The 15,619-nt window shown below is 40.3% G+C and carries 10 protein-coding genes; 4 read left to right on the top strand and 6 right to left on the bottom strand.

The annotated features are described in order from the left end of the window. Nucleotides 1-5 precede the first annotated feature (5 nt). From mtaC (LI82_RS01160) to mtaA, 6 genes are all read right to left on the bottom strand, one after another. Nucleotides 6-776, bottom strand: a complete 771-nt coding sequence (gene mtaC, locus LI82_RS01160) for a methanol--corrinoid protein MtaC (RefSeq protein WP_048193146.1) — start codon at nucleotides 774-776, stop codon at nucleotides 6-8. Nucleotides 777-1,566: 790 nt separating this feature from the next. Next, nucleotides 1,567-2,952: a methanol--corrinoid protein co-methyltransferase MtaB gene (mtaB, locus tag LI82_RS01155; protein WP_048193145.1), complete on the bottom strand. Its 1,386-nt coding sequence runs from the start codon at nucleotides 2,950-2,952 to the stop codon at nucleotides 1,567-1,569. Between the two features lie 13 nt (nucleotides 2,953-2,965). Then, entirely contained in the window at nucleotides 2,966-3,730 is a 765-nt protein-coding gene (gene mtaC / locus LI82_RS01150; RefSeq protein ID WP_048193144.1) for a methanol--corrinoid protein MtaC, read from the bottom strand. Between the two features lie 157 nt (nucleotides 3,731-3,887). Further along, nucleotides 3,888-7,556: a PAS domain S-box protein gene (locus LI82_RS12320; protein WP_052402647.1), complete on the bottom strand. Its 3,669-nt coding sequence runs from the start codon at nucleotides 7,554-7,556 to the stop codon at nucleotides 3,888-3,890. Between the two features lie 305 nt (nucleotides 7,557-7,861). Beyond that, nucleotides 7,862-9,472 carry a methylamine methyltransferase corrinoid protein reductive activase gene (locus LI82_RS01140; protein WP_048193143.1) on the bottom strand — a complete coding sequence of 537 codons (1,611 nt, stop codon included), beginning with the start codon at nucleotides 9,470-9,472 and terminating at the stop codon, nucleotides 7,862-7,864. A 112-nt stretch (nucleotides 9,473-9,584) separates the two neighbouring features. Further along, the gene (gene mtaA, locus LI82_RS01135; RefSeq protein ID WP_048193142.1) at nucleotides 9,585-10,604 is read right to left on the bottom strand and encodes a methylcobamide:CoM methyltransferase MtaA; all 1,020 of its coding nucleotides are present in this window, start codon (nucleotides 10,602-10,604) and stop codon (nucleotides 9,585-9,587) included. A 573-nt stretch (nucleotides 10,605-11,177) separates the two neighbouring features. On the opposite strand from mtaA, the gene LI82_RS01130 reads away from it, so the two are divergent. From LI82_RS01130 to LI82_RS01115, 4 genes are all read left to right on the top strand, one after another. Beyond that, on the top strand, nucleotides 11,178-12,641 hold the full coding sequence (locus LI82_RS01130; RefSeq protein ID WP_048193141.1) for a sulfatase-like hydrolase/transferase: 1,464 nt from the start codon (nucleotides 11,178-11,180) through the stop codon (nucleotides 12,639-12,641). A gap of 48 nt (nucleotides 12,642-12,689) precedes the next feature. Then, nucleotides 12,690-13,544, top strand: a complete 855-nt coding sequence (pheA, locus tag LI82_RS01125) for a prephenate dehydratase (RefSeq protein WP_048193140.1) — start codon at nucleotides 12,690-12,692, stop codon at nucleotides 13,542-13,544. Nucleotides 13,545-13,619: 75 nt separating this feature from the next. After that, a complete protein-coding gene (locus LI82_RS01120; protein WP_048193139.1) occupies nucleotides 13,620-14,513 on the top strand; it encodes a DUF7502 family protein in 894 nt (297 codons plus the stop codon). 85 nt (nucleotides 14,514-14,598) lie between these two features. Further along, nucleotides 14,599-15,573: an AAA family ATPase gene (locus tag LI82_RS01115; RefSeq protein WP_048193138.1), complete on the top strand. Its 975-nt coding sequence runs from the start codon at nucleotides 14,599-14,601 to the stop codon at nucleotides 15,571-15,573. Nucleotides 15,574-15,619: the final 46 nt, after the last annotated feature.

The following is a 15,619-nucleotide window of genomic DNA, read 5'->3' as shown; positions in this document are numbered from 1 at the left end:
ACCTCTTAGTGTTTATGGAATTCCTCTTTCAGTGCGCTAATACTTGCACCGGCAACTATCTTATCTGCCATCTTTGGTGCGTCAGCAGCTTCTTCACCGTAGACACCCAGGTCATAGGTAGCAACAAAGTCCTGATTAACTGCTCCGCCACCGCAGGCGAATGGGACCTTAAGACCTGCTTCAAGAAGCCTGTCATTGACAGCCTTGAAAGCGTACATTGTTGTTGTCATCAGTGCAGTACCTGTAAGCATGATTGGGTTCTCAGCTTTGACAGCCTCGATAACTTCGTCCACAGGAACGTCACGTCCAAGGTCAACTACTTCATATCCGTTTGCCCTGAGAAGTGCAGCAACAATGGATTTACCGATATCGTGAACATCTCCTTCTGCTACGTGGCATACGACCTTGCCCTTTGAAACAGGAGCTTCGTTAGATTGTCCTTTACAGAATTCGATACCATCGAGCATTGCATCTGCAGACATCATGACGTTTGGCAGGAAAATTATTCCTTCGTCGTACAGATCTGTGACAACCTTCATACCTACCATAAGGGCATCGTCGATCAATGCAATTGGATCCTTGCCTGCAGCGATTGCAGCTTCAAGGCCTTCGATAACGTCGTCTTCCTCGCCTTCAAAGATAGCTTCTGCAATTGGTCTGAATAACTCTTCCTTTGGATAGAGTTCAGCTGCAGCGTCTTCAGGCGTCATTGCCTTTTCCATTTTTACATTGTACCTTACCAGAATTTCACTGGGGTCTATATCGAGACTGGTCATGTTTTGCTTCCTTTGTTCTTTTTTATGTATTGAGACGAACATTCTAAATTTAGAAGATCGCCTTCGATCCAATCCATAAGATTTCAACCTGAAATCCTAATAAAACGTCTGGTATTTACATATATAAACATATTGTTTTACTAGTTTTACTATATAAATACAACGAATGAATTTCATAATATTCAATAGTAAATTTGAAACATAAAATACGTCTGTTGATAATGAAAATTTATAAATTTGGTAGTATTAATAAAAAATATAATGTTTTGTAGTATAGATATTCTTATATAATATAAAATATAGTCGTTTATTTTGAACTTATATATAAATCTACCTCCTTACTGAAGATGTGATCAAACATATTAAATGTTAAAATTAATGTCTATTGATTCCGATAATAGGCTTTAATTAACCAATATTTCTTAAAACTAGATACAATGTTGTAGAAAGTCTTATATTGCGTATAACAATTTAATTTATTATTAACAGATATTAAAAACACCAACATTAGGCAGAATAATCAAAAAACAAACAAATCGTGGAATATTAATATAGAAATATTTTGTAAAGATTGGTATGGTTATGCAAATATAATTGATCTTTTATAATAATCATTAATGATTGGCAACTCTTTGGTATGCCATAACACTTAAATAGCAAATCTCTGCGCAACCTTTGACTTGACAAAAAGATTATCTTGATCAGCAGGAAATAACACTGTACCGCAATTATAAAAAGAAAGATTGTGCCAAAATTTAAAAGAAAAAGTAGAAAATGAGAAGATATTTTTTTAATAACCATAATTTTCAGGTCTGAATTCAGGCATTTCAGCTTTGAATTTGTCCATTTGCTCTTCAATAAAAACATCTTTTTCATCGGTAAGGGAATTAAGTATCTTAGTAGCATTTGCCAGAGATGCTTTCTCGAACTTGGAAAGTTCTAACTGTCCCTTTGAACCTGCTTCAATAATATCACAGGCTTCAATTGCAGCGTTCCTGGAACGTAAATAGATGTCATCCCCATCCTTTACGATGGCTTCTCCTATCCTGTACGCATTATCAAATGCAAGCATGAAGGCCTGAGGATCACGGTAACGATCCGAAACCATAAGCACATCCCTGAACACTTTTCCATAACCAGCTTCAATAGCCGCATTCAACATTGAGCAATCATAGGATAGTGTTTCACCCCAGCACTGGACACTTGTACCACCAAATTCGCCGTGATATTCTACAGACTCATTAGACCAGAGATCACAGCACTGCATGACAAGATTGCCCATCAGATCCGAATGAGCGCAGGTGGAAGCCTTTCCTTCCTGTGAAATGGGGTAACCTGTAATTGCCTTTATGATCGTATTCTCGTAACCACAATCCTTTCCTGGTCCGACTGCTCCTGCCTCGTATGCAGCAAGCGATCTTGGTGCAGATATAGCTCTTGCAACTATAGCCATTGTGTGAGCAAGTTTTCTGTCAAGGAGACCTCCTGCAATGAACATAGCAGTGTTTGCCTGTGAACAATCGGTATCTCCTGCAGCAATAACATTGTGTTTCTTTGCGATGCTGCTTATCTCGGACCAGATGAATTCAACATCAATAGTTCCAAGAATTCCTATTGAGAACAAAATTCCAGGTATGTCGTTACGCAGGATCGCGGAGTCAAAAGCACCCTTTCCTCCAAGTGATTCGATCGAAAGCATATCCGCACCGCTGGACGCTACCTGTTCAAAAGATTCCATAAGAACATCATAAGGATCTCCACGCAGGTCAAGACTTTCACGACCTCCGCGGATATCGGCAAGAGTATTGCGCAATGCGCATTTGATACCATATTCATCGTAATATTCTTCCATGATGGTCTTCTGAGCATGTGCGACCTCTGCTCCCCATTCAGGATTAGTGGTCATCTGAAGAACATGTTCGGTCTCAAGCACTACAGAAGGAAAGCCCACCTGAACCATCCTTTGAAGGATATCAGTTGTGATCTTTTCATATTCTGCGATAAGTTTCTCTTTAGATTCTCCTGAGGATGGACGGGGTGCATAATTCACTTCTGCAGAAGTATAACCGGCTCCGATCTCAAGATCAAAGCCAGTACTTATGGGATAAAGGGAATGTCCGAAGACCATGTCCTCAAAATCATCGTATGCCATTTTTGTATAACGTTTTATATCCATAAATTAACCACCATCAATGTTTATGGAACTCCTTCCTGAGGCGTTCAACATCAAATCCTTTCAGTATAGCATCTGCGATCTTTGGAACGTCTGCTGCTTCCTCACAGTAGAGGCCAAGATCGTACTGCGAAATGAAATCCTGTGTAACTGCCCCCCCTCCACATACAACAGGAACATTAATATCACTATCAAGAAGGCGGGAATTTACATCCTTAAATGCAGACATAGTAGTTGTCATAAGGGCGGTTCCGGTAAGCATGATGGGTTTTTCCTTTTTCACGGCAGCTATTACCTCTTCTACAGGAACATCTTTTCCAAGATCAATGACCTCATAGCCCTTTGCCCTGAGAAGCACTGTTACGATCTTCTTGCCAATGTCATGTATGTCACCTTCTACAACATAGGAAACGATCTTGCCTCTATACTCATGCTCCTGTCCCGATTGCTCTTTACAGAATTCGATTCCTTCGATCATTGCCTGAGCTGAGATAATAACATCAGGAAGATAGAGCATATTGTCATCGTAAAGTTCGGATACAATTTCCATTCCTAACATGAGTGCATCATTTATCAGGGATAAAGGATCTTTGCCTTTAGCTATCGCATTCTGAAGACTTTCAACAACTTCATCTTCATCTCCCTCAAAAACAGCTCTTGCAACTTCACGTATAGCTTCATCTTTTGGAAATAGGTTCTCTGCAACTTCTTCAGGAGTCATTTCCTGTTCTACTTTAACATTATATCGCACCAACGTACGTTGAGGATTTATGTCGATCACAATTTACTCCTCCATAAACATCACTGTTCTATGGCCCAGCTTATAATAATTAACAGATATCAATTAATAAATAAGACTCTTTAATGTGAGATATAAATTTAATTGAACTAATTTTAATATTTTATTTTAAAGCTATTTGATTCGCCAGATATCAGATTCAATTCACCTCACGACAGGCAGCTACTAATGCTTCCTGTTTGTTCCAGATGCCTTTATTCAATCTTGTTTCAACGGAAATTGCCATCCCTGTGTTGGTTAGTAGAGGAAGTGTAAACACAGTCTCTTTACCTGAAACAGCCTCACTAAAGTAATTTGCTACATCCAGTACTTTATTGTGAGGATGCATTTTGATGAAATTCATGCCTGTAATTTCTTCTTTTGAATAACCAAGTTTGCCCGTCACGCTTTCGTTTGTATAAAGAACGCATCCTTCGTTATCAAGGACAAATATGAGATCATTAATGCTGTCCAGAAGTAATTTCAGATCGTTCTGGTTCTTCTGGAGGTCAACCTCGGTTTCAATACGACCTATTATAGAGCCTATCTGTGCAGCAATGGTCTCAATTGATGTATGAACATCATAGGATATGTCGTATTCGTCATGAGACGCAAGGAAAAGAACTGCTACTATCTCTTCCCGGTACTTTACAGGAATAACTGCAGTAGCAAGAAGTCCTTCATCCACCCGCTTATCATGACGTGTCAGTGGAAATATCTCTGAATAAAGTTTATAGAGCGGATAACCTGTTAGGAAGAACCTGTTTTGTATGGAATCCGGGCCATAGTGGGAATACGTTTTCACAAATTCTTCTGAAAGTCCATTATGAGATACGAGGTTGAGATCACCATTGTTCTTGTCAACAATATAAAGGGCACCACAATCAAGACCCTTTATGTGTAAAGAGAACTCCAGAAGTTGGTCAAATGTTTCCTGAAGGTCTCCGGATGGGGTGAACAGGTTTCCCACCTCAGATTCAATATTAAGGAACTGATCGATCCTTTTACGTTCAGTGATGTCTATTATTATACCCTGAATATGAGCAAGCTTTCCTTCTTCATCATATTGAGGAGTTGATCTTTCCTCTACCCAGCGCACATCTCCGGTTTTTGTTATTATACGATACTCGATGCGATATTCCGACGTACCTTCATAATTCTTCCTGTCAAAATATGCGTGCACCCTCTCAGAATCTGATGGGTGAATAATATCACTATAATTCAACTTCCCTGAAATAAATTCCTCCGGGGAGTAACCAAACTTTTCGATATTTTCAGAAACGAATTCCACAGGCCATTCTGATTGGGAACCCCAGAAGAAAACAACGGCCGGACTGCTTTTTATTACAGCCTGCAAAACCTTTTGAACTTCCAGAGTTTCTAGTAATTCCCGCTCTTTTTCTTTCGGTTTGGTTATATCATGAATGATTGCCATTATTGAAGGTTTACCATTGTGGTCAATGCGGGAAGTGGTAATCTCAACTGGAATGGATCCTCTACTCTTCCCCATTAGAATAATTTCAGATCTACGACTTATGCTCTTTTTCTTTTCCAGTATCTTCGATAATAATTTCTCTACCATTCTTATGTATTCAGGTGAAATGTATCTGGTAAATTTTGTATCATGTACTTTGTCAGGGGACAATCCCACGATCTCACAGAACATTGGATTGGCAAATTTAAGCATGCCATCCTGAATGATGATGATGCCATCATTTCCTTTTTCAACAAGTGTTGAATACTTTTCCTCTGAAGCTTCTAATGCTTCATTCGCTTCTCTGTGAATGATCAGTTTCCACATCGATTGCAGAAGTAGTTTGAGGTTATGTGTGTCAAGATAATTGTATGATGTATCCTTATTTTCGACGCCCAGCACAAATTTGATCGAACTGCCATCATAAAACGGAAGTTCTATGCGATGCACTGCTTTTTCTGATATATCAGATCTATTATTGTGGTCTGTCAGAATGTTAGAGAATAAAGGTTTGCCTGTTGAACCGTTTTCTTTAATGGTTCTTTTTAGATCAGAAGAACAATTAATACTTTCTTCATTGAAATCATACTGGCCTTCTTCATCTTTTAAAAGAGACAAACAAAGATCAGGTATCCCATTATCCCCTAATCGTAGGATATATCCTTCACTGCTTTGTGTGAGGTCCAGGGCCGACCGAAGGGCAAATCTAATGATACTGGATACATCATCATCCGCCATCTGGCTAAGTTCAAGAAGTATTTTGAGACGGTTTTCATTTTGCTGAAGGGACTCTTCTCCCATCTTGTGAAGTGTTACATCATCAAAGATAGCCATTCCTCCTTGAGGGAAGCCATCTACGATCAATGAACTTAGATTCAAACGAAGTATCAGTGAATTGTTATCTTTTTTAAGTTGGGTCTCTGATTCAAAATTATTGGATTTTCCAGTAAGTACATCATTAAGACCCTGTCTTATTTTGTCATCTTTCAGGAAATCAAATAAACTCTGTCCTAGCACATTTTCTTGAAGATGATTGAATAATTCATCGAATACTTCGTTGGAGTTGGTGATGGTGCCTTTCTGATCAAAACGAACAATTCCCATTGGGGATTTCTCAAAGATGAGTCGGAAGTTTTTCTCAGTATCGATAAGGGCTTCCTTTGCTTTTCTTTTTTCACGAATATCATTAATCGTTATGATCAGGCCGGGTTCTCCTCCATAGTCGCCATGGGAGGCTGTAATTTCCACCGGTATGTTCTCTTCATCTTTTGAAAAGATGTTTACCTCATAACTTTTAGGATCCTTCTTTTTACTTGCCAACCATTTTTTGATCTTTATTGAGATCATTCGATGATATTCAGTAGGAATATGGGAAAAGAGATCAGAACCTATTATATCTTCTTTTTGCAGCCCCCTAAGTTCACAGAATTTCGTGTTAGCATACTTTATGATATCATCTCGAACAACAATTATGCCCTCAGTTCCTTTTTCAACGAGTGAAGCATATTTTTCTTCAGATGAGAGCAGTTCTTCTGCTTTTTTCAGTTCAGTGATATCTTCAAATGCTACAAACAACAGACATCCATCATCGGTGGACAAAGAAAGACGATTTGCATTCAACGAGATCGTTCGCATCCCAACGTTGGTAAAAGTATATGTGAATTCGAGATTCTTGACAGGTTTTCCTTCCGCACAGACATCTTTTAATTTACTAAAGAGCTCAGGGGAATCTTGCCTGAACTGAGCAAACTTTCTTGCATTTTTACCAATTACATCTTCAGGTCCAACTTTGAATAATTCATAGAAAGAATCGTTCGCATAGATAACCTCAAAATCATTACCTATTATTAAAATAGATTCTTTTAGCGAATCGATAATTGATTCTAAATAAAAACTTGCATGATTTGAATGAGTAATATTTGGTAAGCTTGTCATTTCTATCATGAAACCATAGGCTGATCCAACCGACCCATCAGCAGTAATTGTTAGAGTATTAAGTACTTTTACATCCGCTACAGAGCCATTTTTTGCCAATATTCTGTAGTTCTGAACAAAAGAGGAGGTCCCTTCAAGTTCCCGATAAATTTGCAGCTCAGAGAATACTCTATCCAGGTCATGAGGGTGAACAAGATCAGAATATGAGAATCTTTCATCCAGACATTCTTCAACAGTATATCCAAAAAGAGAGACATTGTCAGAAACATCCAGGATATTCCAGTCATTTTCAAGGTCCCAGGAAAAAAATACAGAAGCTTCGCTATCGAATTCAGGCGTACTGCCTATAATTGATGCAATTGACTCCTTTTTAGCAGGCTTAAAACCTGTGTGTACTCTGGAACTGTATATAGTATACATCTCCCGTTCTGTACGTTTTTTAGCTATTAGTGGGAAGACAAACGTATTTATTTCTTTTGAATTCACTGGATATCTGGTGTAACAATACTAATGGTCTCTCCAATATATATGAATTCCACATTTTTATTAGGGAAATCGACTGAAACGAAAAGATTATTATAAATCAACGAATAATTGAAAGTGCTCACATCTAATGATCTATAGTAGCTTCCTTCGATCCAATCCTTTACTTTTAGATCAATATCCAGTACTGAGTACCTTTTTAGGTGTGAGCTTATATCTAAATTATTTAGTTTTACCAGGTTTTATCCCATCACTTTGAGCTTATTCCAGTCAAGCACATCCTCCGGACATGCGTGAATACACTTCTGACAATGCGCACCATCGCAGAGATCTGTACGTATGCTGACATTACGTTCCTCCTCTTTAAGGGCATTATTTGGACATATCTCCATACATTGATGACAATCAATGCAGCCTTCAACTTCCATTTTTAGATATGTTCCAACCTTTTCAAGAACGCTTAACCCCTCATTCCCGAGATCAGGGATATCCTTTTTCACACGTTTTTCGACCTCAGGCGTTTTTTTAACAATATCAATTGTTGGAAGTCCCTTTTTCTTCAGGAACTTCTTGAGAGCCTTGAATGGCATTCCTTCGTTCCAGTAGGAAAGTTCCAGAATATATGTTTCTTTGAAAGCTTCATCTGTTGCGAACATGACATGAGTACCAACGATATCTCTGGCAATTTTCTGTAGTTCCCATAACCTGTCTTCTGAGAGCAGTATCTCTTTTGCAACTATCAGGGATGTGTTCCCTATCTGGCAGACATTTGAGACATTGTAGGGGATCATGCCGATACGATGTGCTTTCAAAGCATCCATATATGTGCCTGCTGCACCGGACATATAAGCCACCTGCACATCTTCCATGGATATCCCGGCAGCATTGCAGAGTGTCACGTGTCCTGCACGTATGGCACCAATAGCTCTTCCTGCTTCTACAAGGTCTTTTTCTGTGAAATTTACATTGTCCTGAAGGTGAAGCATTTTATCGCTTGTTTTTACATTTGGCAATTGAATGATCCCGTTTTCCATAGCTTCATCAATAAGTGCTATTACTCCGGTTCCGGTGATGCCGGATGCCTTTATGGATCCTCCTTCGACCACATCACCATTCTTGTAGTTCACAAGGGAACCTTGTACAGTGTTCATCTCTTCGTCAAGTAAAAAGTTTCGCAGGTTCCCGTCATTGAACTCTATATCTGAGATCACGAAGGGGCGAGCAATGCTTCCGTCTTCGATCTCCTGTCCCTCAAGTGCAGGACCTGCAGCTGCTGAGCCGGTATAGATAACAGTTCCCACCTTAAGGGCCATCTCTGCATTGGTCCCATAATCTGTCGCGATCGTAATATCTTCAGAATCCAGCATCCCGGATTTGACTATCAGTGCAAGAGCATCGGCGCCAACTTCATGTTTGATCGCAGGTGGGATAACGATCTTGCAATCAAGGTCCTCGAGTCCTTTTATCTGTGTGCTGTCAATTATCGCAGCATAACGCTCTTGTTCCTGGATGTCCATCAATTGTTTTTTCCTTTCGCCTGCATATGCAAGATCATCGATAGGAATTCCCTGGAAAAGTGACAGCTGTATTGGATTTCCACAAATAGCTATTCTATTCACTTTGCCGTTCTCAGGTTCAAGTTCATCAACAATATGCCTGAAAGCATTGATAACAAGCTCATGTGCTTTGTCCTGGCCATAGGTCATAGCAAAATCCAGATGATCCATAACATTTGCACCTGGGAGAGGATTTCTCATAGTAATGACAGTCCTCTTTATCTCACCACTATCCAGATCCACTTTCTGTGCCCTGAAACCACTTGTTCCAAGGTCTATTGCAATTCCCGTTCGCATGCTACTGACTCCCTGATCTATCAACCTTGATCGAATGATGTGAAATTAAAGCTGGAATTTAAAAATAAGTTAAAGGCCCTGATGATCAGGACCTTTAGCTAATTCAATTTATTCAAGCAAAGAAATCGTCTCTTGCTTCAACAAGTGCTTTGATGTTCTCGATAGGTGTCTTTGGTGCAATACCACAGCCAGGGGCTAATACAGCAACACCGTCTTCCAGAGCATTCTTTGAGTCTTCTTTGACCTTTGCAACATCACCTGCAAGCAATGTGAAAGGACTGGAGACGTTGCCTACGATCACTGCCCTGTCACCTGCTGTTGCGATTGCACCTTTAAGGTCTGCTACTTTCTCTTCAATGCTGAGACCTTCAAACTTGCAGTCTGCCATCATGTCAAGGATAGGTGTAACATTACCGCAGACGTGTAGTACCATCGGACACTTGACAGCTTCTGCAAATCTTGCAAGCCTTGGCTTGAGCATTGCATCAAATGTGGAAGGGTTCATAAGATCCGGGGATGCTACAGGATCCGGCACACAGATAACATCTGCACCTGCATCTGCTAATGCATTTGCGTATTCGATACATGCATCTGTTGCAAAATCAAGGATGGTCTCAAAGTCATCAGGTTTCTTGATCGACCATTTCATGAACTTTTTGACACTTGCAAGATCTGATGCAAGGGTTACAGGGCCTTCCATACCTGCAATTAGTGGGACATCATCTCCTACCTTTTCCCTTATGATCTTTGATGCTTCGAGGACAGCAGGTATCCTTCCATTGTTTAAGAGGTCTGCAGGCATCTCAAGGTTATCAACACCTTTTGGATATGGGTGATCAGTAACAGATGGTTGCCTGTCCTTTGTGCCCATGTTAACCTCACAGCCCATTGCTTCTGCAAGGACGGTAAGACAGTATGGGTACCTCACGCCTTCCAGACCACAGACCTCATGGGATGCGATAGCAAGAGTTGCCATCTTTTCAGGATCTGAGTGGGCTTCCGGCCATGCAGCACCGGTCTGATCCATAAGATCTTCTATACCTGTCTGCGTAACGGATAGTACAGGGATCTTGTCAACTGTTTCTTTTTTTAATGCTTTCAATAATCTTTCTTTTTGGGTTAGATCGGTCATTTATATCACTCCATTACAGTTTGAGATCTGGTCAGGCCAGATGCAACAAATATTAATTTCAAGCTCACAAATTAGCCAGATTTACTCAAAATAAAGTCTGGATCTGCAATATATAAACATTTGTTTTTGTAAATTTTAATATATAATGTTTTTGACAAAATGTAAAATGAGTATTAATTTTGATTAAAAAATATAAAGCCGATTGTTATTGATTATTTTAAAAATTATACTTTTGATAAAAAACATGTCATTTTTTGAATGGATATTCTTTTATATGATTGTCTGTAATGCAATTTACTAATATAATATAAAAGCAAATCGATTCAATAAATTATACTTTTTATTTCTTCAAAAATTATTAGAGAAAAAGCAATTCAACAGGCACTATGAATAATTTATTTAATATCTGTAATTGAAAGCATATAATGGACAATAAATGAATTTATATAACATATGTTAAAAAACAAGGCATAATTAGTAGATAAAGTTGTAAATAACAAGGAAAAATAAAAAAATCAAATCAGAAATTAAAAAACAGTACTTATTTTATTCTGAACAATTATTGTCCACAAGATGAAAAACGGGCATACATTTAATAATATTCATACAGTTGGGTGGATTTTTCTAATTATTTGTTTCATAGTTTCCTTTACCGCACCCCAGGCAGGCGCACTTTCCCAAACAGAGGTCAATCCGATCAGCACACCAGATGGAGCAGTCATTTTAATTATCGATGGACTTGGTTCATCCTACATTTATCCTGAAATGATCCCTTATGCACTCGATGGTACAACCATTGAAAAGCCAGTGGCCAGAAATATTTCGATGCTGTCAGATAAAGGCCTGCGAGTGGTTACTGTACTAACCCCTTCAACAGAAGGTGAGGACGGACATTCGGTGATCGTAACGGGAAATTCCGGAGCAACTCCTGCAATGGTTGCTTACACCGATGCAACGATCTATGACATTGCACATAAAAATGGATACCTTGCTTTTGGAATACTTCAAAAAGGTGACATCCCGGAAATACTCGCAGAACAGGATGTGATCGTACATGACCTCACGACATCCATCAATGACCCTCAGATGGAAGTTATTGCAAATTTCAATTATGATAGCCAGTATGAAGATCTGTGGACATCCATTACGGAGGCCCTGGAAATAAATGCAGAATCAGCACCTGAATACATTGATCAATATCCTGAAGGTAGCATTGAACGTTACTATGCCTACAACCGCTGGGCTATGGACACTGCAATTGAGGTTCTCGACCTGATGCATCAAACTTATCCTGAACAGAAGTTCATCCTTACTATCAACGTCGGTGCAGTGGATACGGCAGGACTCTATCGCAGGGGTGAAGGTTATGCGGATACTATCGAAGACCTCGACATAATGATAGGTGAACTGTACGAATTAACAGAAAAAAACGATTTGGCATTGATCATAACCTCTGACCACGGAATGACATTCCAGTCTGCAGACGGAAGAGGGGGGAGCAAATCGGATAAATATGCCAGCCAGCCGGAAGTCCTGAGGATACCTTTTATTGTCACATCCAGGAACCTGGACAATGAGGTCCCTGAAGGCGAATTCGGGCAGCAGGATATTGCACCTACCATACTTAGCGTACTTGACCTGCCTGATGAGATGCGTTTTACGAACGGCAGGTCTCTCGCATCAAAGAGTTATGTCAATTTCAAGGTGATACTACCTGAAACCGGTACTGTCACAATATCCAGGAGCAATGAAACGATTGCGGATGCAACTGGAGATGATTCATATATTTTCTATGGACTTGAGCGGGACAAGCAGTATGATATAAGGGTGAAGACAACGGAAGAGCCAGAAATGCTTCTGGAAAGAACCGTCTATTCAGATACCGATCAGGTTATCAGGTTCGATCCGATGCCGGATGTTTCGGAAGCATCAGGGGATGCCGGACAAAAAGATATACGTCGTACGCTTGGGTCTATTCTCATAATATTGATCAATCTGGCTGGACTGGGAATTATCTTCAGGCTAATTAAAAAATGACATGTTGGTAACACAAACTATTTTTATAAAGCAATCCCATTCTAACCGATGATCGTTGGCGTACTTGGACCTGCAGGGTCCTACTCAGATAAAGCTGCAAAAGGCTGGATGAAAAAACAGGGGATCGAAGGGAAAGCATCCCTCTTGTATTATGATGATATTACCGACACTTTTTCCGCGGTCATCGTAGGAAGAACAGACATGGGTATCGTTCCCATTGAAAATTCCATTGAAGGTTCAGTTGGTATCACGCTTGATCTTTTGCTTGAAAGTGATGTTACTATTATAGGAGAGATCGTTGTACCGATCAAGCACTGCCTGCTATCCAAAGGCAAGATCTCTGATATCAGGATCATACTTTCACATCCACAGGCGCTTGCACAGTGCAGGCAGTTCATAAGGACACATTTCAAGGATGTGGAGATACGTACAACCGGAAGCACATCACATGCTGCTAAACTTGCCAACGAGTTCGAGGAAATGGCAGCCATTGCATCAGAAGAATCAGCAAAAGCATATGGTCTCAATATACTGATGCCAAATATCCAGGACCGGGAGCAGAATCATACCCGTTTTATTGCCATCCGAAAAAATGATACGGAAATGGATGAAAGCAACACCAATGATGCTTATGTACGCAAGACATCCGTAATAGCCTACATCGGGAATGACAGGGCTGGTTCTCTATATGAGATCCTAGGTGAATTTGCAAAGAGGGATATAAATCTTACAAGGATCGAGTCAAGACCATCCAAGCGTTCGCTCGGTGACTACCTTTTCTATATCGATCTGGAAGGAAGCACATCCGATGCAGTTATAAAAGATGCTCTATATCATATTGATTCTAAAGTATCCATGCTGAAGGTTCTTGGCTCTTATAATGGCTACCTTCTGGATAACTAAACACACATTTTTATATAAAGGGAAGAATAGTGGTCGTAGTAATCTTAGAAATTTATCATTAAAGGATCTGTACTTATGGATATTGATTCATTTATTAAAAAACAGGAGTCTGCTGCTAATAAATACAAGCGTGTCTATAAGATACTTGATTTTTCCATTATCACATTAATATTATTTACTCTGCTGAAGATACTGAAGTTCGACCAGGTACTTTTTAAATTCAGGACCTTTGAACTATATGCAGATTCAACATACGGTCCCTCAGATGCCATTTCAACCGGTTTTTTGTTCCTTGCATTAATATCCATCTTCATTTCAGTCCTGCTTACCTTTGCCATACATTACCGGGACAGAAAGATACAGATAGTATCACTTATCGAAGAAAAGTTCCCTTCACTGAACGAGAGGCTGCGAACTGCGAACGATAACAAAAATATCCATAACATCATTGTTGATGAGCTCATGGGCAATGTTCTCGAGATCGCTTCAAAGGTCAACTCTTCCGAACTTCTCGAAAAGAAGAGGTTCAAGGCGAGCATGGCACTTCTTGTTGTCTCCCTTGCGATTTTCAGTTTTGTCATGGTGACCGATTATCAGTCGGACGTTGACCCCGATGACCTTGCAGATATTATCCAGGACTTTCCGGGAATGCCTGGTAATGAGAATGCAACATCTCCTGATGAGACATTTCCACTGGATGGTGACGGAGACGGGAACGGTGGCGAAGAAGATCTCATAGGCGAGCCGGCTGTGATCGTAGTTGAAGGAGAAGAGGTCGACCTCTCACTTCCACCGGGAGCAGGGACCGGTTTTATAGGGGGGGAAGAAAGTGAGGAACTTCCACCTGATTTTGTGAGCTCGTCCGCCTATGAGGTCGGATTAATTTCATCACCTGCCTATTATGAGCAACTCCCCGAAGGGTATGAAAGTATCATAAAGGAATACTTCGAGGAGATGGCTAAGAACTGAGGTCATCAAATTGCCTATCATACGAACTATAACATTACTATCACATTAACAAATTCGATCTATCGCAATACAAGGAGAACATCAAATGAATTCCAATGACGCCGGATCCGGTGAACTTGAACGGGTCTACAAGGGTGCTGGAGATGCCTTTGCAGCACTTTTCAATGAGATATCAAAGGTCATAGTCGGACAGAAGGACACAGTTGAACAGATCGTCATTGCGATCCTGTGTAACGGTCATGCACTTATGGAGAGTAATCCAGGGCTTGGAAAGACACTGACAGTATCTACCATAGCTAGGACAATGGACCTTGATTTCAGCAGGATACAGTGTACTCCGGACCTTATGCCTGCAGATATCACAGGCACACACATCATCGAGGAAAGGGGTGGAAGCAAGGAATTTAAGTTCGAACCAGGGCCAGTCTTCTCAAATATAGTTCTTGCAGATGAGATCAACCGTGCTTCTCCAAAGACCCAGTCAGCATTGCTTGAGGCTATGCAGGAAAAGCAGGTAACTGTTGGAAATGATACCTTCCTGCTTGACAAACCGTTCTTCTTACTTGCAACCCAGAATCCTATTGAGATGGAAGGTACTTTCCCGCTTCCTGAGGCACAGCTTGACAGGTTCCTTTTGAAGATCCTGCTGGACTACCCATCCTTTGATGAGGAAAAAGAGATCGTAAGACGCTATACTCAATATGAGGAGCCACAGGTCAGGAAAGTACTTGACAAGAAAATGGTGCTACAGCTGCAGCGTCTCACAAGGGATATACCAATTGCTGACGACATAAAGGACAGAGCCATCAAAATAGTGATGGCAACCCGCAAATGGACGGATTTCATCGAATATGGTGCATCACCGAGAGCATCCATCGGTCTGATACTTGCAGCAAAAGCACGTGCACTGGTAAACAGCAGGAACTTCGTCAGCAACGAGGATATCGAGGCCATGGCATATCCGATCCTGAGACACAGGATCATCCTGACCTTCGAATCCGAGAGACGTGGTATAACTCCTGATCAGGTCATTAAGGAAATATTGACAAAGGTCAAATGAGTTGCTCATAAGTGCAACCAGTGTAAGCCAATGAATAACGAAAACT

The organism is Methanococcoides methylutens (assembly GCF_000765475.1).
In the GTDB taxonomy this organism is placed as follows: Archaea; Halobacteriota; Methanosarcinia; order Methanosarcinales; family Methanosarcinaceae; genus Methanococcoides; species Methanococcoides methylutens.
The sequence above is the reverse complement of the archived record's forward strand: the minus strand, read 5'-3'. Positions and strand labels throughout refer to the sequence as shown.